This is a genomic window from Heliorestis acidaminivorans (assembly GCF_008933955.1).
In the GTDB taxonomy this organism is placed as follows: Bacteria; Bacillota; Desulfitobacteriia; order Heliobacteriales; family Heliobacteriaceae; genus Heliorestis; species Heliorestis acidaminivorans.
Map to the genome: position 1 here is coordinate 47,152 of NZ_WBXO01000001.1, position 23,393 is coordinate 70,544.

The following is a 23,393-nucleotide window of genomic DNA, read 5'->3' on the forward strand; positions in this document are numbered from 1 at the left end:
AAGCAGGATTTAACATGCTATTGGCGAAAATGGATATTTTATGAGATAATATAGTAGTTAGAGATGCTTTTTCATTGAAAAAGTTCGAAGTGGGTGTTATGATGATAAGCGCTGAAATTGTATCTACAGGCACGGAGCTTCTGTTAGGGCAGAATCTAAATACCAACGCCCGTTATCTTTCTGAAAGGCTAGCCTCTCTCGGTATTAGTTGTTATTTTCAGACAACAGTGGGCGACAACCAAGATAGAATAGAACAGGTTCTAGAAATTGCTAGAGGTCGTGCTGACATAATTATCACGACCGGTGGTTTAGGTCCGACAATGGATGATTTAACGAAAGAGGTTGTTGCGGAACTATGTGGTCGTTCTTTGCAACTTCACGAACCAAGTCTTCATCATATAGAATCATTTTTCCAGCGTCGTGGCCGTTCAATGCCAGAAAACAACAAAAAACAGGCGCTTATTCCTGAGGGAGCTATTATAATTCCCAATCACCAGGGTACGGCACCCGGTTTTATTGTCGAAGAAGGAACCAAAACATTTATTCTCTTGCCAGGTCCTCCTAACGAAATGGAACCGATGTTTGAAGAAACAGTAAAGCCTTACTTATCGATGAAAACTAAAAGTGATCCAACCATTCTTTATTCTCGCCTATTAAAAATTGTTGGAAGGGGAGAGTCTGTTGTAGAAGATCAGCTTCGTGATCTTCTCATGGAACAGAGCAATCCAACTATTGCCTTGTTGGCCAAACAAGAAGGCCTGCATATTCGCCTTACAGCTAGAGCCAAGACAGAGGCGGAAGCAAAAGAGCTTATCAAAGAACTAGAAGCAGAAGTAGTGCATCGTCTTCGCCCTTATATTTTCGGCTTTGACCAGGACACATTGTCAGGTGTAGTAGGTCAAAGCTTACTTAAAAAGGGTAAAAAGCTAGCTATTGCAGAATCCTGCACTGGTGGACTGATTGCACACGAGATTACTAACGAAGCAGGTTCTTCGGCCTACTTTCTTCTTGGGGTTACTGCATATGATAACAGTGCCAAAAAAGCACTGCTTGGTGTGGAAGAGAAGACTTTGCAATCTCATGGAGCAGTCAGTGCAGAAACAGCACTGGCTATGGCTCAGGGTGTAAAAAAAATAGCTGGTGCCGATATTGCGGTTGCTGTTACAGGGATTGCTGGACCCAGTGGCGGAACTAAAGAAAAGCCAGTAGGACTCGTTTACGGGGCTATCGCCGATGACGCTTATAGTGAAGTGAAAGAGTTTCGATTTACTGGCACTAGAGAAATAATCAAAGAGAGAACAGCAACGGCTGTCCTCAACTGGTTACGCTTTCATCTTAATGAAAAACCGTAGCTATTATTAAGAATTATTCATGATTGAAAGGGTGCATACGATGACATTACATCGCAACTCAGGTAGTGAGGAACAAGAAAGAGTAAGTTTTGGAGATATTACCTTAAAGAGCATGGTTTTCAAAGCTATTTCCGACATGGGCTTTGAAGAACCATCACCGATTCAAGCCAAAGCAATTCCTTTTATATTAGAAGGAAAAGATCTGATTGGGCAAGCCCAGACTGGTACAGGTAAAACAGCTACATTTGGTATTCCTATGGCAGAAATGATTGATACAGACGATAGTAGAGTTCAAGCTTTGGTGCTCTGTCCAACAAGAGAATTAGCTATTCAAGTTGCTCAAGAAGTTAGCAAAATTGGTCGCTTAAGCAACTTAAAATCTCTACCTGTCTATGGTGGCCAATCTATAGAAAGACAAATCAGAGCTTTACGTCATGGTGTACAAGTTGTTATTGGTACACCTGGACGTATTCTTGATCACATTAGTCGTAAAACCTTACGTTTGAACAATGTGCGTATGGTTATCCTTGATGAAGCTGACGAAATGCTCGATATGGGCTTCATTGATGACATTGAAGCAATTATCAAAGAAACGCCTGAGGATAGACAAACCTTATTGTTCTCTGCAACTATGCCTGGTCCTATTCAAAAGCTAGCTCGTCAATATATGAAAAGTCCTGAATTTGTCACTATTTCAAGGGACAAACTGACAGTACCATTGATCGAACAAGTTTATTATGAGTGTAAAGATTCTCAGAAAGTAGATGCTCTCTGTCGTGTTCTAGACATGGAGGAAATTGGTGCGGCCATCATTTTCTGTCGTACCAAAAGAGGTGTCGATGAATTAGTTGCTTCTTTAAAGACAAGAGGCTTTTTTGCCGAAGGACTTCATGGCGATTTAACGCAAGCACAGCGGGATCGAGTGATGAAGAAATTCCGCGACGGCAAGGCTGAGCTACTAGTAGCAACAGACGTAGCAGCACGAGGTATTGATGTAGAGAATGTTACTCATGTTGTTAACTACGATATTCCACAAGATCCTGAGTCCTATGTACACCGCATCGGTCGCACTGGTCGAGCTGGACGTAAAGGCATTGCAATAACTTTAATTAACTATCGTGAATATCGTCAATTGAAACTCATCGAAAGAGTTACCAAAGCACGTATTCAACGTCGCGATCTACCATCAATGGCTGATATTGTAGAAAGACACAAAGAGTCGCACAAAAGCAAACTACTTACCCTTTTGGAGCGAGGACACTTTGGTGAATATAAAAGTATTATCAGTGAGCTTGCCGATGAATACGATCCAATGGAAATTGCCGCGGCTACTTTCAAACTTCTTGTAGAAGGACCAGAAGCAGAAAAAGCAGAAAAAGAAGTATCCGAGTTTGGTAATACTGGTGCAGAACCTGGCATGGTGCGACTCTTCATGAATATTGGTCGTGGTCAGGGAGTAAGACCTCAAGATATTGTAAGAACAATTGCTGAGGAAGCAGGAATTCCTGGAAACGTGATCGGTGTAATTAATATCTACGATAAGTTTACTTTTGTAGAAGTGCCTGAAGATGTTGCCGGACGTGTTCTTGGTGTAATGCACCAGAATATGATCAAGGGGCGCAAGATTAGCGTAGAGCCAGCTAAAGCAAGATAATATTTTGTAGACCCTGGGGGTGAAAGGCTTTGAAGTTGAATCAGCGCACGCAAGCGATCCTTGTTTCGACAATTGTATGTTTTTTTGTCGGTTTTTCGCTCATGGTGCAATGGCGTACACAAGCAGAGATCACCAAAGAAGCGGCTGCCTACTCTGTTGATGAGTTAACGTCTAAGCTGATTCAGATGGAGCAATCGAAAGATACCTTGAACACCCAGATGATAGAACTAAGGTCTCAGTTAAACCGATATCGCGATGGAGAAGATTCCCGACAGGCCTTAGAGCAAACCTTAGAGAGAACTCGTCTCGAAGCAGGTTTTTTGCCCTTAGAAGGTCCAGGTATTGTAATTACCTTAGATGATAGTCCTTTAGCACAGGATTTTGAATTTTCTAGCTTGGACAATATAAATGATTACTACATCCATGACTGGTACTTAAGGGAGTTAGTCAACGCATTATGGACAGGCGGGGCTGAAGCCATATCGATCAATCATCAAAGACTGATTAGTAGCTCAGAAATTTTCTGTGGTGGCACTACAATTTTTGTAAACCGTGACTATATAACCCCGCCTTTTGTCATTAAAGCAGTTGGTGATCCCAAAAATCTAACATCTTCTGTAAATATGGTTTCTATTTCCTTGATGCTTAGAGATTATCGCCAGCGTTACGGAATTACTTATGATGTTCTGCCGAGTGAAAAGCTAGAGATACCGGCTTATCGTGGTGACGTTAGATTTCGATATGCCAGAACAGTTACGGATCTACAGCAAGAGTCGGTGAGAAGATAATGAAAATGTCCGTTAAAATGAAATGGAAAAGATGGCAAGTAACAGCGACCATTGTAGCGCTTGCCCTTGGTATATTGCTTACAACGCAGTTCAATACAGCCACACATCTTGCAGAAGGTCGAACAGAAATGATCGAGCGACAAAAGGCCTTAGAAGATTTACTGGAAAAAGGGGAACTAGAAAGAGTAGAGTTAGAAGAAGAAATTAACCGACTAAAAGCAGAAGTTGATAAATACGAAGAAGTTGCTAAAGGCTACGTAGGTACTGGTATTTCTTCGGAAATTGATCGACTGAGAATCTTAACAGGTTATGCATCTGTGGAAGGAGCCGGTATTCGTATCACTTTAGACTCCCAACAGGCAACTCTTTTTCCTGTAGACATTATTGATTTGATGGAACTAGTAAATATCTTACGCTATGCCGGTGCAGAAGCGATTGCTGTTAATGCTCAACGTATAGTTGCCAATTCAGAAATCTATGTGTCAGGCAAAAACATATTAATTAACAAAACACCAATTAGTAGTGACCGAGAGCAAATTTATGTAATAGATGCTATTGGACCACCTGATCAATTGAACGATGTAATTCAAGTCACTGATGGTCGCGTTAATAGCTTAAAAGAACGAAAAATAGATGTAAAAATCTCCAAACAAAACAGTGTCGAAATACCTGCTTACACAGGTTCTATGCGCTTTCGTTATGCCAAACCTATGACACAAACGCCATGATTTATTCAGGGATTGACAAGTAATGACAGGAAAGGTATAGTCAGACATAGAATCCTACTTGTCCCGTTAAAGTGAATAAAGGAGGAAGATCATGGCCGCTGATAAATTACAAGCCCTTCAACAGGCTCTGAACAACATTGAGAAAGCCTTTGGTAAGGGAGCAATCATGCGTTTAGGAGAAGCATCGGCGAAGCTATCGGTTGATGTGATCCCTACAGGTTCTATTGCCTTAGATATAGCGCTAGGCGTTGGAGGCGTTCCTAGAGGTCGGATTGTAGAAGTCTATGGTCCTGAATCTTCAGGTAAAACAACAGTAGCTCTACATATTATTGCCGAGGCTCAGAAAACCGGTGGTATGGCGGCATTTATCGATGCAGAACATGCTCTTGATCCCGTATACGCTCGCAAGCTAGGCGTTGATATTGACAACTTGCTTGTATCTCAGCCTGATACAGGTGAACAAGCCTTAGAAATTTGTGAGGCCCTTGTTCGTTCTGGTGCTGTAGATATTGTTGTTGTTGATTCCGTGGCAGCCCTTGTGCCGAAGGCAGAGATAGATGGTGAGATGGGCGATACTCATGTGGGATTACAGGCCCGATTAATGTCTCAGGCACTACGTAAGTTGACAGGTGTTGTATCAAAATCTCGAACCTGCTGTCTATTCATTAACCAGATCCGAGAAAAAGTAGGAGTTATGTTCGGAAACCCTGAGACAACACCAGGTGGACGAGCCTTAAAGTTTTATTCTTCTGTAAGGCTTGAAGTACGCAGAGTTGAAACGATCAAACAAGGTGTAGAAATGATCGGTTCTCGTACTCGGGTTAAAGTTGTTAAAAATAAAGTAGCTCCACCTTTCAAGCAAGCAGACTTTGACATCATGTATGGTGAAGGCATTTCTCGAGAAGGTAGCTTACTAGATTTAGCTGTAGAGATGAAAATTATCGACAAAAGTGGAGCTTGGTACTCTTACAAAGGTGAGCGTCTTGGACAAGGTCGTGAAAATGCAAAAGAGTTTTTGAAAAATAATGATGCATTGACTAAAGAAGTCGAAGCGATCATCCGAGGACAAGAACCTGTAGGTGTCATGGAGTTAGCTGTCGAAAATGAATAGTTTCACAATGAAATATTTGTCTTATGAGGAGAGCTGGAAAAAAGCTCTCTTCTGGCTTTCTAGACGTTCCTTAAGTTCCTTGGAAGTTGCTCAGCGTTTGCAACGAAAGGGTACCAAAGAAGAAGATATTAATGCGATTTTAGACCGATTAAAAGAACTAGGTTACTTAAACGATCAACGTTTTGCCTACTCTTTTGCTCGTTATCGTAAAGATTGCTCATCTTATGGGTCCTTACGGATTCAACAAGAACTAAACAGAAGAGGTATTGCATCTAACATTGTAGAGCGTGCTATTGAAGAGACCTTGTCAGCAGAAGAAGAATATGAACGAGCCAAAAAAGTAGCTCTTTCTAAACTTCAAGAACTATCAAAAAAAGAAAAAAGTCATAAAAGCGCACGTCTGGGAAGACATTTACAGCAAAAAGGCTTTCCTTTAGAATTAATTTACAGACTAATTGAAGAATTAAAATCAGAAGAACTTTTGATGAATGACCAGAAAACTTGACATGATATATGAAAAATTTTATAATGACCAATAGACGGAAACTTGTATCGTGGAGCATCACGCCACTGTGGAGGCGTTTCTTATATATTTCATCAACAGCAATTCCCTTCTTAGTAAGAACAGCAGTATTAATGAACCATGCAAGGGGCTGTGATTGGCATTATAAGGACATAGGCGCCAACGGTTTTAACATATGTTAAAACCGTACTTAAATGTGGAATGATATCTCCTCGAAACCGAGTTTTCGCTCGGTTTTTTTCATTTTTAGCAAAAAGCATGCAAGATAATAGTCATTAAAGAGGAGGTGAAAGACCCTATGGAATGGATAGTAGCGATAGTAACAGCAGTTGTAGGTTTTGTTGCAGGTGTTATGTACCGCAAATCTATAGCTGAAGCAAAAGTTGGTGTAGCAGAAGAGCGTTCAAAGCAGATTGTACAAGATGCTCAACGAGAAGCTGAAGCAAAGAAGCGCGAAGCTGTACTAACTGCCAAAGACGAAGTTCATCAGATGCGTACAGAAGCAGAACGTGAAAACCGCGAAAGACGCAATGAGTTACAACGTTTAGAACGCAGGTTGTTACAAAAAGAAGAATCTTTAGATCGTAAGATGGAATCGATTGAACGCAAAGAAGATTCTTTGCATCGTCGAGAAGAAGAGATAGAGACTGTTCGTAATGAACTTTCCAAAACGTTAGAACAACAGATCTCAGAATTGGAGCGCTTATCTGGCTTAACGTCAGAAGAAGCTCGTTCCTTCTTACTTGCTAACATCGAAGAAGAAGTGAAATACGAATCGGCTATGATGATCAAAAATATTGAGAATCAGGCCAAAGAAGAAGCAGAGAAAAAAGCTCGCGAAATTATTTCATTAGCTGTACAACGTTTTGCAGCCGATCACGTGGCAGAGTCAACAGTCTCTGTAGTAGCCTTACCGAACGACGAGATGAAAGGACGAATCATCGGTCGTGAGGGTCGTAATATTCGCACTTTAGAAACCTTAACAGGCATTGATCTAATTATTGATGATACACCAGAAGCAGTAATTCTTTCTGGTTTTGATCCGATACGTAGAGAAGTTGCCCGCGTTGCTCTGGAAAAACTAATTCTTGATGGTCGAATTCATCCAGCAAGAATTGAAGAAATGGTAGAAAAAGCACAAAGAGAAGTAGAGCAAAGAATACGTGAAGAAGGCGAACAAGCTACTTTTGAGACAGGCATACATGGCATTCACCCGGAATTGGTCAAGCTTTTAGGTCGACTCAAATGGCGTACCTCTTATGGTCAAAATGTATTAAAGCATTCAATTGAGGTAGCTCATTTAGCTGGTTTAATGGCCGCTGAACTTGGAGCTGACGTCTCTTTAGCAAGAAGAGCCGGCTTGCTTCATGACATTGGTAAAGCTGTGGACCATGAAGTTGAAGGAAACCATGTGAGTATTGGTGTAGATTTAGCGAAAAAATATCGTGAATCACGCGATGTAATTCATTGTATTGCGGCACACCATGGTGATGAAGAGGCTCACACAGTAGAAGCTGTATTAGTAGCGGCGGCAGATGCTGTTTCCGCGGCTAGACCAGGCGCTCGTCGAGAAACCTTAGAATCATACATCAAGCGCTTGCAAAAATTGGAAGAAATCGCCGACTCTTTTGAAGGCGTTGAAAAGGCATTTGCAATTCAAGCGGGTCGAGAAATTAGGATTATGGTTAAACCGGATAAAGTTGAAGATGCTGAATCAATTCGAGTAGCTAGAGATATAGTAAAACGAATTGAAGCAGAGCTTGAATATCCAGGTCAGATCAAAGTAGTTGTAATTCGAGAAACCCGTGCTGTAGAATATGCCAAGTAGATTACAAAAAGGAAAGTCGATCTCAAAAATGATCGACTTTCCTTTTTTAATAAATCTTTTTAAAAAGTATTGTTACGAAAAGAACAGGATTTTTGTCATCTTTGTAGAAAAAGTTTTAAAAGGGTGGCATAAGGGAAGGTGACATTTTGACTGCTAAGATCAAGATAAACGAAGAAATGAAAGGTAGCATGGGTCTTTTAATATCAATTCTAGCTCGTTATCCTGAAGTAGGTACAGTTACATATGACCCTCTTGAACGAATGATTCAGTTTTCTTTTCTACTGCATCAAGATGCAGAAGAAAAGAAGATGAAAGTTTCTGCAGCAGTCATAGAAGAAGCATTGCTTCTATTTCACAAACTAACAAAAACAAATCCTCAATTGCTTAACGTTAAAGTAGAGAAACAAAACCCCATCTCAAGTCTTTATATTAATCGTGATGTGGACAGCTTGACTTTTCATGAAATTGCACTTCTAGTAGAACTGTTAAAACAACAAGTTGGCTCATTCTGTTTATCTGAAAAAGATAATAGCAATATAATAGAAGATGATGAGCAACTGTGGCAAGAAGAAATGATTACTCATCTACTTGATAACTTACCAGGCAATGAACCTTCTCAATCTTTGTATGCTTATCGAGAAGAAGGACGTGTCATGGTATTTAATAAATAAATTACCTTTACATACCATGTAAAGGTAAGAAGCTTTAGAAGTGAAAGTAGTTTATAATGGGGAAACTGTGGTATAACACAGTTTCTTTCTTGCCTTAGGGCAATTTTTACTGTAGAAAAAGAGTGGAGGCCTCGTCGAGTGCGTCTTTTATTTATTGGTGATATCATTGGAAAACCAGGACGTCGAGCTATTGAACTATTACTACCCAAAATTATCAAAGAACGAAATATAGATTTTGTAATTGCTAATGGAGAGAATTCTGCTGGCGGTAATGGTATAACAAAAGATGTAGCTTACGATTTATTTAACTTAGGTGTTAATGTTATCACAATGGGCAACCATACTTGGGATAAAAAAGAAATTTTTGACTTTATCGATGGTGAACCTAAATTGATTCGACCTGCTAATTATCCAGTAGGCACACCTGGTAGAGGTTGGGGTATCTTTACTTTACCTAACGGCAAAAAAATAGCTGTTCTTAACTATTGTGGTCGTGTATTTATGGATAACTTAGATTGCCCTTTCCAAAGCGTTGGTCGAGTGCTAGAGCAACTAAAAGGAAATTGTGATTATGTTTTCGTTGATTTTCATGGTGAAGCTACATCGGAAAAAGTTGCTTTTGGCTGGCATCTAGCAGGTCGTGCTTCCGTAGTCGTTGGGACGCATACTCATGTTCAGACAGCTGATGAAAGAATTTTGCCTGGTGGAACAGCTTATATAACTGATGTTGGTATGACAGGACCGAGAGATTCTGTAATTGGTGTAAAAAAAGAGCTTGTGCTCAAAAAATTCATAACATCTTTACCTGTGCGTTTTGAGACAGCAGCAGGTACTTTGCAATTTTGTGCTGTAATAACGGAATTGGCTGAAAAAGGAAAAGCGGCGGACATAGAACGGATAAACTTGACCATAGAGCCTTAATATGGCAATTTTCCTGATTGAAAAAAAGGAATTTTCGTGTTACTGTAGAAATATACAATAGTGGAAATTGAAGAAAATAATAACAATCAAGGAGGCCGTTCTAATGGAAGTTCTGAAAGTATCAGCTAAATCCAGCCCAAACCGCGTAGCAGGTGCTCTAGCAGGTGTATTAAGAGAAAGAGGTGGCGCTGAGATTCAAGCTATCGGTGCAGGTGCACTGAACCAAGCAGTAAAAGCTGTAGCTATTGCTAGAGGATTTGAAGCACCTAGAGGAGTAGATCTCATCTGCATTCCTGCTTTCACTGATATTTCTATCGATGGTGAAGAGCGTACCGCTATTAAGCTTATTGTTGAACCTCGTTAATCCATATCGTTAATCCATATCGTTAATCCATATTGGTTTTATATCTTACTTAATAAATAAATCTTTAGTTTCCAGGCCTGCTCAGATTTCTGTGCAGGTTTTATTTTTTTATCGCGGAAGCTAGCAAACCATAATCTTCTAGGCAATCTTAGAGGTCTCCTTGACTATAGAAGACTAAAAGCAAAGGGTGATAAGATTGCCAACTTATGCTGTTGTCGATAGCCACTGCGATACCCTAAGTCGACTTTATCATATAAAAAACTGGGATGACTTTGATTTTAATACTTTTAAAGGTCCTATTAACCTAAGTAACTTAAAAACTGGCTCTGTAGTAATACAGTTTTTTGCAGTATTTGTAGATCAAGCACACCAACATTCGGGAAGTCTTCGTTACGCTTTACAATTAATCGAAAGCTTCAATAAACTTCTAAAAAAAAATTCTTCCGCTATGACTTTTATAGGCTATCAGGAAGATGTAGAAAAGCTGAAGCTTCATAAAAATAAAGTAGGTTGCCTACTTACTATCGAAGGTGGCGAAGCTCTTGAAGGCTCCTTAGAAATCCTTCCTCTTCTCTATCAGCTTGGTGTGCGCTCCATTGGTCTGACTTGGAATCATCGCAATTTACTTGCCGATGGTTGTCATGAAAGAGAGAGCGCAGGTGGCTTGAGTTCTTTTGGAAAAAAAGTAATTGCAACAATGGAAGAATTAAATATGATTGTTGACTTAGCCCATATATCAGAAAAAGGTTTTTGGGATGCTTTAGCTTGTACTACAAAACCTTTTATAGTTTCACATAGCAATTGTAAAAGTCTTTGTGATCATCCTCGAAATCTAACAGATCGACAAATTCAAGCTATAAGTAAAAGAGAGGGAATGTTGGGAATAAATTTTTATCCACCTTTTTTATCGACTAATGCAAAAAAAGTTGATATAAATAGAGTAGTTGATCATATTGAGCATGCTTGTATCATAGCAGGTACTTATAAGCATGTAGGCATAGGTAGCGACTTTGATGGCATAGACCAATTTGTTGCAGAATTATCTAGTTCTGCTCATTATCATCGACTATGGGAAGCTTTATTACGTCGCGGCTTTAATGATAGTCAGGTTAAAGCAATATCTAGTGATAATTACTTTGAATTTTTAGGAAAAGCATTACCTTCTTACATGAGTTATGAAGGGAATCGATAATTCGCAAAAAAATAAGAGGTGACATTGACATCATGAAAACAGCATCAAGAATAGCCGCTCTCTCCTCTGCCGTTTTTTCTCAAATGGATAGTCTGCGCCAAGAGGTTTCCGCTCAGGGAGTGGACGTTATTAACCTAGGCATAGGTAGTCCTGATCGTCCTCCTGCACCCCATGTTCGACAAGCTCTTATGGAGGCCTTAGCTAGAGACGATGCTTATGGTTATGCTCTATCAGATGGACTTCCCGAGTTTAAGAAAGCAGTAGCTCAGTGGTATCAAAAACGCTTTCAAGTGCAATTAAATCCTGCTGAAGAAGTTCTTTCCCTTATGGGCTCTCAGGACGGTCTAGGACACATCTACTTGGCCATAATCAATCCAGGTGATGTTGCCTTAATTCCAGATCCAGGCTATCCAATTTACACAGCTGGGCTCATGTTGGCAGAAGGTAAAAAGTATGCAATGCCTTTGCTTAGAGAAAACCAGTACCTTCCCGACCTAGAAGCTATTCCAGTTGACATAGCTCACAAAGCAAAAATGATGGTCTTGAATTATCCCAGCAATCCTTTAGCGGCAACTGCAGATTTAGACTTCTTTGAGAAAGCTGTCTTTTTTGCACGCAAATATGATCTAGTCATCTTACATGATGTAGCTTATTCTGAATTAGCTTACGACGGCTATAGACCTGTCAGCTTTCTTCAAGTTAAGGGAGCAAAGGATGTAGGTATAGAGCTGCATTCTGTATCAAAGTCCTATAATCTAGCAGGATGTCGTCTCGGAATGGCTGTAGGCAATGCAGATTTATTGAAAGCTTTAAATCGCATAAAATCAAACATCGATTATGGTGTATTTAAAGCGGTACAGTGGGCCGCTATTGCCGCATTACAAGGTCCACAAGACATGGTCCAAGAGAATGCCATGGTCTATCAACGCCGAAGAGACCTTCTAGTCAATGGATTAGCAAACCTAGGATGGAAGATGGATAAGCCGAAAGCTTCTATGTTTGTATGGGCTCCCATTCCTTCCGGTTTTGACAGTTCTTTTGACTTTGCTGAGCAAATGATACGTCAAGCTGGTGTATTAGTTATCCCTGGCAACGCTTTTGGCGAGCGCGGTGAGGGTTACGTACGCATAGCTCTTGTTGTACCTGATGAACGTATCCAGGAAGCAGTACAACGCATTGGAAAAGTTTTTTCCTTTTCTTCATAAGAGCTCTTTTTCCTAGAATTTTTTACCTAATCTCCTCTGGTCTTCGAAAGGTCTATATAAAGTAGGGATATTCCGCTTTTTACAGACATAAACTGGTGTCAAGAGAAGAGCAGGAGGCATAACCATGAGAGATGTCAGAGAAGATTCCATAGATCTACTCAAGGATCAAGTGGTTTACCTGCGCTCGCGCCTGAACCAGTTACGGACGAGCCGTCGTGTATTGATGGCTCTTTTGGAAACAGTAGAAAGTGAACGAAGAAATACTATTATAAAGCTGGAAGAGGAGAATCGACGACTTCGGCGAGAGCAGAAAAGAGAACGTTATAAACAGTCTCTGTATAAGAACGATGGTGGAAAAGTTTTGTGGTTATGCAGGAATGAAGAAAAAATTGACGAATAAACAATGCAATAAATATTACACAGTTTAATTAAGATGGGGTCAGATTAAGTTTTTAGCACATTAGCTAAAGGGAAGTCGGTGAGAATCCGACGCGGTGCCGCCACTGTGAGGGGGAGCGTACTCAAGCCACTGGATTGACTGGGAAGGCAGAGTAGTATAAGCGCGATGAACCTTAGCCAGGATACCTTATCTCTCCCCCCACCGTTAAGACCCGCGAGTCACGGGAGGTGGATTGATCAGGGTTCTTGCTGTTAACTATGTATAGTACCCTGTCTTTCTATATGTGGTCACCAAAAGCCACACCTCTTTGTTATAGAGGTGTGGCTTTTTAGGTCTGCCTAATCGATTATGCAAAAAGGGGATTGGTAATGCGAAAAGGCTACAGCACAGGAGCTTCGGCGGCAGGAGCGGCCAAGTCAGCAACAGCCTTGCTCTATAATACGTTACATCAAGTAGATGAAACATTTCCACCTGATCAAAGTTTTATCGTCGAAATTCCCTTACCTTACGATGGAAGATTGCGATTGAAAGCAGAATTAATAGAGCAAGCTCAAGACTATATAACGTGTCAAGTAATTAAAGATGGTGGCGATGACCCTGATGCAACTAGTGGACTGGCTATTCAAGTTACAGCTTCACGGTCACCAAAGGGAATTGTCATTAAGGGTGGTAAAGGTGTTGGTCGTTTAACGAAGCCGGGCTTAGCTTTACCAGTTGGAGAATCTGCTATCAACCCTGTACCTCAAGCTATGATCCGAAAAGCTGTAGAAGAAGTATTACCCCACGGAGCCGGTGTACATCTAGTCGTCTCTGTTCCAGAAGGAGAAAGAATTGCCCCCAAAACATTAAATCCCCGACTCGGCATAACTGGTGGCATTTCTATTCTTGGAACAACAGGTCTTGTTCACCCCATGTCTGAAGAAGCTTTTAAGCAAAGCTTAGAAAGCCAGATTGATGTGGCTTTACAAGCTGGCTATAAAACACTAGTTCTTACACCTGGTAGAATAGGTCAAAAAGCAGTAGAGGAAATGGGTACTCCTACTGATGCTGTGATTTTAATGAGCAACTTTATTGGATACATGCTCGATCAATGTAGAGCAAAAGGGGTAGAAGAAATACTACTGTGGGGACATATCGGGAAACTCGTTAAAGTAGCAGGCGGTATTTTTCACAGTCACAGCAAAATTGCCGACGGGCGCAGAGAGATTATGGCCTCGCAGGCGGCATTATTAGGACTTTCTCCTACCTTAATAAAAACTATTATGGAATCTAATACAGCGGAAGAAGCATTATTGTACCTGCAAGAAACAGGTCAAACAAAACTACTTCAACATCTCGTCAATCTAGCAACTCAAAAAGCCAGAGAACGCTTTCAAGGACCTGTAGAAATAGTCTTTACCAACTTGAAAGGTGAGCCTGTCGCCTGGAGTGAGGGGGCTAAGAAAGTAGGTAGCATATGGCGTTGGAAAACCTAATCACAGTTATTGGAATTGGTCCAGGAACAAGAGAATACCTAACAGAGCAAGCTATTCGAGAAGTTGAAAATGCCCAAGTACTAGTAGGTGGAAAAAGAGCACTTGCATTATTTGCAGAATTAAAAAAACCACAGAGATTAATTGATGCTGATCTTGAAGGACTCATTAACTTCTTAGAAGCAGAAAAAGGCAAAAAAAAGATTGCCCTTCTTGTTTCCGGCGATCCTGGATTTTACAGTCTCTTGCCGCTATTGAGTAGAAGGCTTGGTGTAGAACAGCTAAAGGTTATTCCTGGCTTAAGCTCCTTACAACTAGCCTTTGCCAAAATTAAGCAATCTTGGCAAGAATGCCGCTGGCAAAGCTTACATGGACGAAACATAGAAGATATGCCTTTGCATCTAGACCACTCTGGATGGGTTGCTTACTTAACAGATCCTCAGAATGGGCCTGAAAAACTTTGTCAACATCTAACGGCTCAAGGAGAAGGTTGGCGAGAAGGAATAATTCTTTATAATCTAGGCTATGAAAAAGAAGAAGTTCAAACAGGTTCTTTAGAAGAGTTAGCTTCTCAAGTTCGCAGTCCTTATGAACCAGCCTTACTTATGGTCCGTGGTGGTAGAGTAGATAAAGAAAAAGAAAGTGCAACAATGGAAGCGGAACGCTTCTATCCTGGTCTACCAGATCAAGCCTTTATTAGAAAAAGTACGCCTATGACCAAGTCGGATGTTAGAGCACTAACACTGCTTAGAGCAGGTATTCAACGAAAAGATATCGTCTGGGACGTAGGTGCAGGTACAGGTTCTATTTCTATAGAGGCGGCTCAGTTAGCCGATCAGGGACAGGTCTATGCCATAGAAAGAAATGCAGAAGCTTCTTCTTTAATCCAAGCTAATCAAGAACATTTTAGAGTAAATAATCTAACAGTCATCTATGAAGAAGCACCTGCTGGTTTACAAGAATTGCCTGACCCCGATGTTGTCATTATCGGAGGATCAGGCGGTAACTTGAAAGCTATCTTGTCGGAAAGTTGGCAAAAGCTTAAGCAAAAAGGTCGTATCGTTATTAATGCTATTACTGTAGAAACAGTAGCAGAAACAACAGCATGGCTAGAAGAACAGAAAATTCCTTTTCAAGCTGTGCAAGTGCAAATTCAGAAAATGGAGAAAGCTGGCTCTTATCACCTTTGGAAAAGTCTAAATCCTGTCACCATCTTGTGGGCCTCGAAGGAGGAAAACTAATGGCACTTGGAAGACTATATGGAATTGGCGTAGGTCCTGGAGATCCAGAACTACTTACCCGAAAAGCTTATCGTATATTGCAAGAAGTAGAAGTCATCTTCACACCGCAAGGGAAAAAGGGTAGAGAAAGCCAGGCCTTAACCATCATTAAAGAGCTTATTACGGAAAACACAACAGTTATTCCACTTGATTTACCTATGACACAAGATCAAGCAATACTAGAAAAAGCATGGCAAGAAGGAGCTAGCCAAATCTATAAAGTTTTACAAACAAAAGATTGCGCTTTTGTTACCATTGGAGACTCATTGCTTTATTCCACCTATGGTTATCTTCTTCAAGCTTTGCAGAAAAAAGATAAAAATATTGTAATAGAAAGTGTGCCAGGGATAACCTCTTTTTCAGCCGCTGCATCACGTCTCAACGTAACACTTGCCGAAGGCAAAGAACCGCTAGTGATCATACCAGCCTTAGGTGAAACAGAAGAATTAAGGACCTATATAGAAAGCTTTCCTAATCTAGTTCTCTTAAAAGCCGCTTCTTCTTTTGATGAGATCTATAAAATTTTAGAAGATGAAGGACGTTTGTCATCTTCTTACTTTATTTCTCGCTGTGGAATGGCAGAAGAACATATAGAAAAAGACCTTAGCAAACTACAAGGAAAAAAACTAGACTACTTAAGTTTGCTTTTAGTAAAAAAGGAGGCCAAGGCTTGATTACTTTTGTGGGAGCAGGACCAGGCGATCCAGACTTAATTACATTAAAAGGTCAAAAAAAGCTTGCTCAGGCCGATGTAGTCGTATACGCCGGCTCTCTAGTTAATCCTGAAATATTACAACATTGTCGTGAAGAAGCAACCATATACAACAGCGCCTCCATGACCTTAGAAGAAGTATTAGTTGTGATGATTGAAGCTTACAAGGCTAACAAAAAAGTAGTTCGACTCCATACAGGCGACCCTTCAATTTATGGTGCTATTCGAGAACAGATGGATGAACTTGATATCCAGGGAATTCCTTACAAAGTCGTTCCAGGAGTAAGTTCATTTTTGGCTGCCTCTGCCACATTGAAGCGCGAATTTACGCTACCTGGTCTTTCCCAAACTGTGATAATAACACGACAAGCTGGCAGAACAGCAGTGCCAGAAAAAGAATCTCTCCGTTTGCTAGCACAGCATGGTACATCAATGTGTATTTTTTTGAGCACTCACAAAATAGAAGAAGTAGTAGCAGAGCTAATACAAGGTGGCTACGACCAAAATACACCAGCCGCTGTTGTCTACAAAGCTTCCTGGCCCGAAGAAGCAAAAGTAGTAGGTACATTAGAGACAATAGCAAAGCAAGTGAGAGAAGCTGGCTTTACCAAAACATCTATGATCCTTGTAGGCCCCTTCTTAGAAGGACCCTATGAACGCTCCATGCTCTACGATCCAACTTTTAGCCATGGCTTTCGAAAAGGAACGGAATCTAGAGAGTGAATATTATTGCACTTACACCCGGCGGTACTGCTCTAGCTGGTAAAATTAGCAATCACTTTCCCCATAGCACGATCTGGTTGCCTGAAGACTTACAAGATAAGAAACCTGAAGGACTAGAAGCTCTTTGCAAACATTGGCAAAAGCCTTTACGAGAAGACTTTCAAAAGATTTATCGACAAGGACAGCCGCTCCTTTTTATAGGTGCTCTTGCTATCTTAGTACGCTTTCTAGCTCCATTGATTGAAGATAAACAAACAGATCCGCCTGTCCTAGCACTTGACGAAGAAGGACAGTATGTTATCTCCGTTTTATCTGGTCATTGGGGTGGCGCCAACGAATTAGCTCACAAAGTAGCCCAAGCTATTCAAGCTAGGCCTGTGATCACAACAGCTACGGATGTGAAAAAATTACCGGCCATCGATACTTTTGCTCGTCGATTCAATGCCCATCTTGAACCTAGAGAAGGCATAAAAAAAATCTCTTCTTCCTTACTGCGCCAGCAACCTTTGCAGTGGTACATGGAAGAGAAATTTCTTAAAAATTGGAAGAGCTATTTGCTTGCAGAGCAAAGCAATCATGAAGAAGAACCCCAAACTCCACTGCCTCCGGAGACTTTAATTGCTTGGCAAAGCTGGCCGAAGGATAAGTGGAAGCAGAGCGATAACTGCCAAGAAGGAACCCTAACAGTGCTTTGCACCACCGCAAGGGTAAAAGAGCAGGTAACCTTAACGCTTTATCCTCGCTATATAGTAGCTGGTATAGGTTGTCGACGTGGTGTTTCTCTAGAAAAAGTGGAAAAAGCTTTAGAACAAGCTTTTGAATCAGCGAAGATTAGCGAGCACTGCCTTTTGGCCATAGCCAGCGGCTGGATCAAAGCGACAGAAAATGCACTTTTAGAGCTCGCCCAATCTCGTCAAGTACCTTTTATTACCTTTACAGCAGATGAAATCAACGACTGTTGCCAGCAACATCAAGAAATTAGTACATCTACTTTTGTCTATCAATCGATTGGAGTGAAGGCTCTATGCGAACCAACAGCTCTCCTTGTTCACCCCAACAGCCAGATCATTCAGAGCAAGAGAAAGTACGGACCTGTAACAGTAGCACTAGCCGAGGTTCCCTGGCCATTATTGGACTTGGACCAGCTGGTCAAGAGGAAATGACTGTTAAAGCACGACAAGCCATAGACAATGCCGAAATTATAGTGGGCTATCATCGCTACCTTGAATTAATAGCAGATCTAACAGAGGAAAAAGAAACTTACAGCTCCGGCATGAGAAAAGAGATTGAACGATGCCAAAAAGCCGTAGACTTTGCTCTATCTGGCAAAAAAGTAGCCATCGTCTCTAGTGGTGATCCTGGCGTTTATGGCATGGCAGGACTTGTCTTAGAAATCCTAACAGGGACAAAAGGCGGTCGTGAAATAGAAGTAGAAGTCATCGCTGGTGTTACTTCCGCGACAGCTTCAGCAGCGCAACTAGGTGCTCCTTTGATGCATGACTTTGCTGTTATTTCTCTTAGTGACTTACTAACCCCTTGGGAACTAATCTTACGTCGCGTTGAAAATGCCGCCCTAGGTGACTTTGTTATTGCTTTATACAACCCCAAAAGCACCAAAAGAGTCCATCAAATAAAAGCAGTTCAACAATCTTTACTGCAATACAAAAAAGTAGAGACACCTGTGGGCATTATACGCAACGCAGGTCGGCAAGGACAAGAAAAAGTGCTGACCACATTAGCTGACTTTACCGACCATCCTATCGATATGTTCACAACCATCATTATTGGCAACTCACAAACTTATATAGACGGCAACTGGATGATTACACCGCGAGGCTACCCTTTATGATTTGGGTGGCCGCTGGCACAAGTGAAGCCTCCCTATTGCTGAATAAACTGCTCCCCCTTAGAGTCCCCCTAATCATTACAGTAGTCAGCCCATACGGAGCAGAAATACTTACTAAAGCTCATCAAGATGCTTTGCAAAAAGGAGACCTTCAGATTCACCAAGGTGCCCTAGCTAGAACAGAAATGGAATCCTTCGTAGAAAAGAATAAAATAAAAGCAATTCTAGACCTTACCCATCCTTATGCTCAGATTGCCTCAGAAAACCTAATCAATCTAGCGAGAAGCAAGAATCTTTCATACCTTCGTTATGAAAGACCAAGAACACCCTTGCCAGCGTCGGAACAACTCATCAAAGTATCAAGTTGGTCTAACTGTTTGCAACACCTAGAGTCAGCAAAAAAAGGAGAAAAAATCTTCCTCGCTACAGGCAGTCGTATATTAGAACAAGCTATTCCAGATCTACTTACTCGCCAATTAATCCCTTATGTGCGTCTCTTGCCAGAAAGCGAACCTATTAAGCGATGTCAGGAACTAGGTCTAAATCCAGGGCAAATAATTGCCATACAAGGTCCCTTTACTTATGAACTAAATAAAGCTCTATATGAACATAGTGGTGCCCAATGGCTAATTACCAAAGAAAGTGGTGCACCAGGTGGTACTATAGAAAAAATTCAGGCTGCTCTAGAACTAAAAATGACAGTACTTGTAATTACAAGACCAACGATAGAATATCCACTTATGACAAATTCTTTTGATGAACTTTTACTCTGGGTTAAGAAAACAATCTAAAAGCTTACAGAGCCATATTAAGAGACCAGAAAAAGGACTATATGAAATAACAAAAAGGAGTCAAGTAGAATGAAAAGCGGAGTAATTCTTTTATCCCATGGAAGTCGCTCAAAAGAAGCTAACGAAAACGCCATAATAGTTGGTGAAATGGTGAAAAAAAAATATAACATAGAGCCACTGTTAGTTACCTTTATGGAACTTGCTGAGCCATCCTTAGAAGATGGTGTCCGTCGTCTAATAGAAGAAGAGAAAGTAGATCACATCAAAGTTGTGCCACTCTTTCTTAACAATGGCATTCATTTGAAACGAGACGTACCTAGAATGCTAGAAGAATTACGGACCCAATATGGTCATGTAACCTTTAATCAAGGAAGACCTTTTGGCACCGATGAACGTTTAGTCGATCTCGTCTACGAGCGGATTGAGGAGTTATCGTAAGATGGAATATATAACTAACCCCCAGGCCATCGAAGATAAAAGTATGGCTATAATCGCCAATCAACTAGGCCCCCTTAAGCTATCGGAAGCAGAGCAAAAGGTTGTCATGCGAGTCGTCCATACGACAGGCGATGTAGATATTGCGCCGCTTGTAAAATTTCACCCCTCAGCTGTAACAGCAGGAATTGAAGCTCTTTCGCAGGGCGCGTCAATTTACTGCGACGTAAACATGGTACTTACAGGCATTAACAAAAAGCTCCTGCAACCGCGAGGTGGCCAATTATTATGCGCCATCCATGACGAAACTGTAATAGAAGAAGCCAAAAGAACAGGCGAAACAAGAGCGATGACGGCATTCCGGCTCTTAGCACCGCAGTTTAACGGTGCTGTGATAGCTATTGGCAATGCACCAACAGCTTTATTTGAATTGATTAAAGCGATAGAAGCAGGCATCTGTCGACCAGCCCTAATCGTAGGCGTGCCTGTAGGATTCGTTGGCGCCGCCGAATCTAAAGAATTACTATCAACCTTATCAGTACCATATATAACTATAGAAGGCACCAAAGGCGGTAGTACCGTAGCAGTAGCTATCATCAACAGCCTGCTCTTACAAATGCCTTGAACGTACACTTAACCTAACTCGTCTTAACTTTTTTCATCAGCTGATTGTAATATCCCAATCAGCTTGTCTAAAGGCTCAGAAAGCACTACTTGTCTGTCATGGTGATGGCGAATCAAAGCTACAAGATCAGGAGACCAATTAAGTTGCGCCGCTTCTTCAGCACCAAGGTTACTGTGTTGAGCCATCACCCACAAAGCCTTGCCGAGAGAGGATTTTTCCTTCAAAGCTTTTAACCACCAAGGGTGATTTTGAAGAAGCACATAAACAATGCGATGCCACAGCTGAAGTGGATAGTGCCTTTTACCCATATCGTGCAGTAAAGCAGACTTTAATAATAAAGTGCGCTCTTCATTAGAAAGAAGATGAGTAGAATTGGCACAGAGCCAAGCCACATCAAGAGAATGGCGTCGATCAGCTCTGGAAAGTTGGGTAAAAATAGCATATTCATTGGGGTTAAGTAGGTTTTTCGCCCAAATTACTTCTTCTGGTTTTATGTTGCTCTTTAAGGCCCAGTAAACTTGTCGGCCACGATAGATTATCTTGGAAAATGCAGTTTTCATGGCCTAAGTATATCACAACAAAATGACGAGACGAAGGGGAGACAAGGGTGTCAACAATTACAGAAAAGCCTCAGCAACAAGAGCTTCAACAAGGTTCGTTGATACTTATAACAGGTGGCGCTAGAAGTGGCAAAAGCACCCTTGCAGAAAAAATAGCTCAGGATAAAACCTCAAAAGATGGAAAAGTCATCTATCTTGCAACAGCAACAGTTTATGACAAAGAGATGGAAAAGCGAGTGGACTTACATCGTCAGCGCCGTCCTGACTATTGGATTACAGTAGAAGAGCCTATTGATATGGAAAAAGTAATCGCCCAATGGGATCAGCCTGATCATATAATTCTCATTGATTGCTTAACCTTATGGCTCACCAACTTGATCTTACCTCATTATCCTGAACATTGGTCTAATGAACATGAAGAAGCTATCTTGGAAAGAGCTAAACAAGTAGCCCTACAAGCAAAAAAATCTCTAGCCACCATTATAGTTGTAGGAAACGAAGTGGGCATGGGCATCGTACCAGTTGACCCTTTAAGTCGTATATTTCGAGATCTTTCAGGCCTAATTCAACAAGCCTTTGCAAAAGAAGCAGATCAAGTTTTTTTAACCGTAAGCGGCTATCCTCTGCAAGTCAAATAATCTAAGAGAGAGCCTAGAAGGGAGCGATTCCTATAGCCAAGGCAATTATGCTACAAGGTACTAGTTCCAATGTAGGCAAAAGCGTTTTAGCTACAGCCTTCTGTCGCATTTTCTACCAAGATGGTCTGGCAGTCGTCCCTTTCAAATCACAAAATATGGCCCTAAACTCTTTCATCACCAAAACAGGGGGAGAGATGGGCCGTGCACAAGTTGTTCAAGCTGAAGCGGCAGGTTTAGAACCAGATGTAGCCATGAATCCTGTACTTCTGAAACCAACTGGCCAATCTTCTTCTCAAGTAATTCTAATGGGCAAAGCAGTAGGCAATCTTAATGCCCGTACTTACCATATGGAATATGCCACGAAAGCTCTTTCTACCATTCAAACGTGCCTCGATCAATTTCATCGTGATTATGACGTCATTGTTATTGAAGGAGCTGGATCGCCGGCAGAAGTAAATTTAAAAGCAAGAGATATTGCCAATATGCGCGTGGCAAAAATGGCCAAAGCACCAGTGTTACTAGTAGCAGATATTGACCGTGGTGGTGCTCTTGCTTCTGTGGTGGGAACATTAGCTCTTCTAGATCCTGATGAACAAGAACTTGTCCAAGGTATTATCATCAATAAGTTTCGTGGTGATATTACACTGTTACAGCCGGCTATTGACTTTCTAGAGGAATATACTAAGAAACCAGTTTTAGGCGTCATTCCCTATTTTCAAGGGTTGCATATTCAAGCAGAAGATTCTGTAGCTTTAGAAAAAGCAGTCAGTAGACCTATGGATGATAAGAAGCTAGATATAGCTGTCATCAGGCTACCAAGAATATCTAACTTTACTGATTTTGATGCCTTAACATTAGAGCAAGCAGCTCAAATTCGTTATATAACGTCGCCAGATCAATTTGGCGAACCTGACATGGTCATTCTACCTGGTACAAAAAATACTATTGAAGATGCCATCTGGTTACAGGAAAGCGGTCTTATCGAAAAGATAAAAAAGCATGCAGAGCAAGGAAAAATGCTTTGGGGTATCTGTGGTGGATATCAACTTCTTGGTCGTGAAATTGTCGATCCCCAGGCTGTAGAAAGTAACCAAAAAAGAGCTGAAGGACTAGGCTTTTTCAACATGGTCACGCAAATGGAAGCAGAGAAAGTTACCCAGCAAGTGCATGGTAAGCTATGTGGCACTGGACCTTTCTTAGGGCCATTACAGGGAATGACCATTGAAGGTTATGAAATCCATATGGGACGCAGTCATGTAGCAGGACCATATAAGCCTTTTTGCCAACTTCAAAAAGAAAGTTCAGAGGAAGCATTATCTATAGATGGCATAGTTGGAGAAGATGGCTTGATTATAGGTACTTATTTGCATGGAATTTATGATAATGATGCCTTACGGCAGGCTTTACTGAACTTTTTACGTCGTAAAAAGGGCTGGGAGCCACTAAATTTTGCACATAGTCTCTCCGTTAAAGCAAAGCAAGAAGAAGACTATAATCGCTTGGCAGAAATAGTTCGAGAAAGCATAGATATGAAAAAACTTTATGAGATTGTGGGCCTGCAAGATCTTTCTTAA

Annotated in this window: 25 protein-coding genes and 1 riboswitch; of the genes, 24 read left to right on the forward strand and 1 reads right to left on the reverse strand. The window is 41.1% G+C overall.

The window, feature by feature from the left end; translation table 11 throughout:
* Positions 1 to 98: 98 nt before the first annotated feature.
* The 22 genes from F9B85_RS00225 (at position 99) to F9B85_RS00330 (ending at position 20,621) form a co-directional block, all read left to right on the forward strand.
* Positions 99 to 1,352 (forward strand): competence/damage-inducible protein A, encoded by a 1,254-nt coding sequence (locus F9B85_RS00225; protein ID WP_243138014.1) that lies wholly within the window; start codon positions 99 to 101, stop codon positions 1,350 to 1,352.
* Positions 1,353 to 1,392: 40 nt separating this feature from the next.
* The gene (locus F9B85_RS00230) at positions 1,393 to 3,006 is read left to right on the forward strand and encodes a DEAD/DEAH box helicase (protein WP_151617612.1); all 1,614 of its coding nucleotides are present in this window, start codon (positions 1,393 to 1,395) and stop codon (positions 3,004 to 3,006) included.
* Positions 3,007 to 3,035: 29 nt separating this feature from the next.
* Entirely contained in the window at positions 3,036 to 3,794 is a 759-nt protein-coding gene (locus F9B85_RS00235; RefSeq protein ID WP_151617613.1) for a DUF881 domain-containing protein, read from the forward strand.
* A 5-nt stretch (positions 3,795 to 3,799) separates the two neighbouring features.
* The gene (locus tag F9B85_RS00240) at positions 3,800 to 4,522 is read left to right on the forward strand and encodes a DUF881 domain-containing protein (RefSeq protein ID WP_170270051.1); all 723 of its coding nucleotides are present in this window, start codon (positions 3,800 to 3,802) and stop codon (positions 4,520 to 4,522) included.
* A 91-nt stretch (positions 4,523 to 4,613) separates the two neighbouring features.
* Complete coding sequence (gene recA / locus F9B85_RS00245) at positions 4,614 to 5,633, forward strand: recombinase RecA (protein ID WP_207707001.1); 1,020 nt, start codon at positions 4,614 to 4,616, stop codon at positions 5,631 to 5,633.
* A complete protein-coding gene (locus F9B85_RS00250; RefSeq protein ID WP_151617616.1) occupies positions 5,626 to 6,138 on the forward strand; it encodes a regulatory protein RecX in 513 nt (170 codons plus the stop codon). Before recA ends, F9B85_RS00250 begins: the two co-directional genes overlap by 8 nt.
* A 316-nt stretch (positions 6,139 to 6,454) precedes the next feature.
* On the forward strand, positions 6,455 to 7,984 hold the full coding sequence (rny, locus tag F9B85_RS00255) for a ribonuclease Y (RefSeq protein WP_151617617.1): 1,530 nt from the start codon (positions 6,455 to 6,457) through the stop codon (positions 7,982 to 7,984).
* A gap of 146 nt (positions 7,985 to 8,130) precedes the next feature.
* On the forward strand, positions 8,131 to 8,655 hold the full coding sequence (locus F9B85_RS00260; protein WP_151617618.1) for a hypothetical protein: 525 nt from the start codon (positions 8,131 to 8,133) through the stop codon (positions 8,653 to 8,655).
* A gap of 138 nt (positions 8,656 to 8,793) precedes the next feature.
* Positions 8,794 to 9,576: a TIGR00282 family metallophosphoesterase gene (locus F9B85_RS00265; RefSeq protein WP_151617619.1), complete on the forward strand. Its 783-nt coding sequence runs from the start codon at positions 8,794 to 8,796 to the stop codon at positions 9,574 to 9,576.
* Between the two features lie 103 nt (positions 9,577 to 9,679).
* On the forward strand, positions 9,680 to 9,940 hold the full coding sequence (locus F9B85_RS00270) for a stage V sporulation protein S (protein ID WP_151617620.1): 261 nt from the start codon (positions 9,680 to 9,682) through the stop codon (positions 9,938 to 9,940).
* A 196-nt stretch (positions 9,941 to 10,136) separates the two neighbouring features.
* On the forward strand, positions 10,137 to 11,132 hold the full coding sequence (locus F9B85_RS00275; protein WP_170270052.1) for a dipeptidase: 996 nt from the start codon (positions 10,137 to 10,139) through the stop codon (positions 11,130 to 11,132).
* Between the two features lie 32 nt (positions 11,133 to 11,164).
* Complete coding sequence (locus F9B85_RS00280) at positions 11,165 to 12,337, forward strand: LL-diaminopimelate aminotransferase (RefSeq protein WP_151617622.1); 1,173 nt, start codon at positions 11,165 to 11,167, stop codon at positions 12,335 to 12,337.
* 124 nt (positions 12,338 to 12,461) lie between these two features.
* Positions 12,462 to 12,737 (forward strand): translation initiation factor 2, encoded by a 276-nt coding sequence (locus F9B85_RS00285; RefSeq protein WP_151617623.1) that lies wholly within the window; start codon positions 12,462 to 12,464, stop codon positions 12,735 to 12,737.
* Between the two features lie 27 nt (positions 12,738 to 12,764).
* Positions 12,765 to 12,942, forward strand: a riboswitch (cobalamin riboswitch).
* Positions 12,943 to 13,105: 163 nt separating this feature from the next.
* Complete coding sequence (gene cbiD / locus F9B85_RS00290) at positions 13,106 to 14,212, forward strand: cobalt-precorrin-5B (C(1))-methyltransferase CbiD (RefSeq protein ID WP_151617624.1); 1,107 nt, start codon at positions 13,106 to 13,108, stop codon at positions 14,210 to 14,212.
* Positions 14,194 to 15,450 carry a precorrin-6y C5,15-methyltransferase (decarboxylating) subunit CbiE gene (gene cbiE / locus F9B85_RS00295; RefSeq protein WP_151617625.1) on the forward strand — a complete coding sequence of 419 codons (1,257 nt, stop codon included), beginning with the start codon at positions 14,194 to 14,196 and terminating at the stop codon, positions 15,448 to 15,450. The genes cbiD and cbiE overlap by 19 nt, the downstream gene beginning before the upstream one ends.
* Complete coding sequence (gene cobI / locus F9B85_RS00300) at positions 15,450 to 16,163, forward strand: precorrin-2 C(20)-methyltransferase (protein ID WP_151617626.1); 714 nt, start codon at positions 15,450 to 15,452, stop codon at positions 16,161 to 16,163. The genes cbiE and cobI overlap by 1 nt, the downstream gene beginning before the upstream one ends.
* The gene (cobM, locus tag F9B85_RS00305; RefSeq protein ID WP_151617627.1) at positions 16,160 to 16,924 is read left to right on the forward strand and encodes a precorrin-4 C(11)-methyltransferase; all 765 of its coding nucleotides are present in this window, start codon (positions 16,160 to 16,162) and stop codon (positions 16,922 to 16,924) included. Before cobI ends, cobM begins: the two co-directional genes overlap by 4 nt.
* Positions 16,921 to 18,087, forward strand: a complete 1,167-nt coding sequence (locus F9B85_RS00310; protein WP_151617628.1) for a cobalt-precorrin 5A hydrolase — start codon at positions 16,921 to 16,923, stop codon at positions 18,085 to 18,087. The genes cobM and F9B85_RS00310 overlap by 4 nt, the downstream gene beginning before the upstream one ends.
* A complete protein-coding gene (gene cobJ / locus F9B85_RS00315) occupies positions 18,084 to 18,773 on the forward strand; it encodes a precorrin-3B C(17)-methyltransferase (RefSeq protein ID WP_170270037.1) in 690 nt (229 codons plus the stop codon). Before F9B85_RS00310 ends, cobJ begins: the two co-directional genes overlap by 4 nt.
* Positions 18,770 to 19,561, forward strand: coding sequence for a precorrin-6A reductase (cobK, locus tag F9B85_RS00320; protein ID WP_151617630.1), 792 nt, complete (start codon positions 18,770 to 18,772; stop codon positions 19,559 to 19,561). The genes cobJ and cobK overlap by 4 nt, the downstream gene beginning before the upstream one ends.
* 69 nt (positions 19,562 to 19,630) lie before the next feature.
* Complete coding sequence (locus tag F9B85_RS00325) at positions 19,631 to 19,999, forward strand: sirohydrochlorin chelatase (protein WP_151617631.1); 369 nt, start codon at positions 19,631 to 19,633, stop codon at positions 19,997 to 19,999.
* A gap of 1 nt (position 20,000) precedes the next feature.
* On the forward strand, positions 20,001 to 20,621 hold the full coding sequence (locus F9B85_RS00330; RefSeq protein WP_151617632.1) for a precorrin-8X methylmutase: 621 nt from the start codon (positions 20,001 to 20,003) through the stop codon (positions 20,619 to 20,621).
* Between the two features lie 23 nt (positions 20,622 to 20,644).
* On the opposite strand, the gene F9B85_RS00335 is transcribed toward F9B85_RS00330, so the two are convergent.
* Complete coding sequence (locus F9B85_RS00335) at positions 20,645 to 21,181, reverse strand: HD domain-containing protein (protein ID WP_151617633.1); 537 nt, start codon at positions 21,179 to 21,181, stop codon at positions 20,645 to 20,647.
* Between the two features lie 47 nt (positions 21,182 to 21,228).
* Between F9B85_RS00335 and cobU the strand changes: the two genes are divergently transcribed.
* Together cobU and F9B85_RS00345 are read left to right on the forward strand one after the other, a co-directional pair.
* Positions 21,229 to 21,819 carry a bifunctional adenosylcobinamide kinase/adenosylcobinamide-phosphate guanylyltransferase gene (cobU, locus tag F9B85_RS00340; RefSeq protein WP_243138015.1) on the forward strand — a complete coding sequence of 197 codons (591 nt, stop codon included), beginning with the start codon at positions 21,229 to 21,231 and terminating at the stop codon, positions 21,817 to 21,819.
* A 47-nt stretch (positions 21,820 to 21,866) separates the two neighbouring features.
* Entirely contained in the window at positions 21,867 to 23,393 is a 1,527-nt protein-coding gene (locus F9B85_RS00345; protein ID WP_207707002.1) for a cobyric acid synthase, read from the forward strand.

Excerpts from the sequence above, each read along its gene's own strand:
- F9B85_RS00285 (WP_151617623.1), top strand. The coding sequence starts at position 12,462 with ATGAGAGATGTCAGAGAAGATTCCATAGATCTACTCAAGGATCAAGTG.
- recA (WP_207707001.1), top strand. The coding sequence starts at position 4,614 with ATGGCCGCTGATAAATTACAAGCCCTTCAACAGGCTCTGAACAACATT.
- cobI (WP_151617626.1), top strand. The coding sequence starts at position 15,450 with ATGGCACTTGGAAGACTATATGGAATTGGCGTAGGTCCTGGAGATCCA.
- F9B85_RS00345 (WP_207707002.1), top strand. The coding sequence starts at position 21,867 with ATGCTACAAGGTACTAGTTCCAATGTAGGCAAAAGCGTTTTAGCTACA.
- F9B85_RS00335 (WP_151617633.1), bottom strand. The coding sequence starts at position 21,181 with ATGAAAACTGCATTTTCCAAGATAATCTATCGTGGCCGACAAGTTTAC.
- F9B85_RS00325 (WP_151617631.1), top strand. The coding sequence starts at position 19,631 with ATGAAAAGCGGAGTAATTCTTTTATCCCATGGAAGTCGCTCAAAAGAA.
- cbiE (WP_151617625.1), top strand. The coding sequence starts at position 14,194 with ATGGCGTTGGAAAACCTAATCACAGTTATTGGAATTGGTCCAGGAACA.
- F9B85_RS00250 (WP_151617616.1), top strand. The coding sequence starts at position 5,626 with ATGAATAGTTTCACAATGAAATATTTGTCTTATGAGGAGAGCTGGAAA.
- F9B85_RS00240 (WP_170270051.1), top strand. The coding sequence starts at position 3,800 with ATGTCCGTTAAAATGAAATGGAAAAGATGGCAAGTAACAGCGACCATT.
- cobK (WP_151617630.1), top strand. The coding sequence starts at position 18,770 with ATGATTTGGGTGGCCGCTGGCACAAGTGAAGCCTCCCTATTGCTGAAT.
- cobJ (WP_170270037.1), top strand. The coding sequence starts at position 18,084 with ATGACTGTTAAAGCACGACAAGCCATAGACAATGCCGAAATTATAGTG.
- F9B85_RS00225 (WP_243138014.1), top strand. The coding sequence starts at position 99 with ATGATGATAAGCGCTGAAATTGTATCTACAGGCACGGAGCTTCTGTTA.
- F9B85_RS00230 (WP_151617612.1), top strand. The coding sequence starts at position 1,393 with ATGACATTACATCGCAACTCAGGTAGTGAGGAACAAGAAAGAGTAAGT.
- F9B85_RS00280 (WP_151617622.1), top strand. The coding sequence starts at position 11,165 with ATGAAAACAGCATCAAGAATAGCCGCTCTCTCCTCTGCCGTTTTTTCT.
- rny (WP_151617617.1), top strand. The coding sequence starts at position 6,455 with ATGGAATGGATAGTAGCGATAGTAACAGCAGTTGTAGGTTTTGTTGCA.
- F9B85_RS00330 (WP_151617632.1), top strand. The coding sequence starts at position 20,001 with ATGGAATATATAACTAACCCCCAGGCCATCGAAGATAAAAGTATGGCT.
- cbiD (WP_151617624.1), top strand. The coding sequence starts at position 13,106 with ATGCGAAAAGGCTACAGCACAGGAGCTTCGGCGGCAGGAGCGGCCAAG.
- F9B85_RS00270 (WP_151617620.1), top strand. The coding sequence starts at position 9,680 with ATGGAAGTTCTGAAAGTATCAGCTAAATCCAGCCCAAACCGCGTAGCA.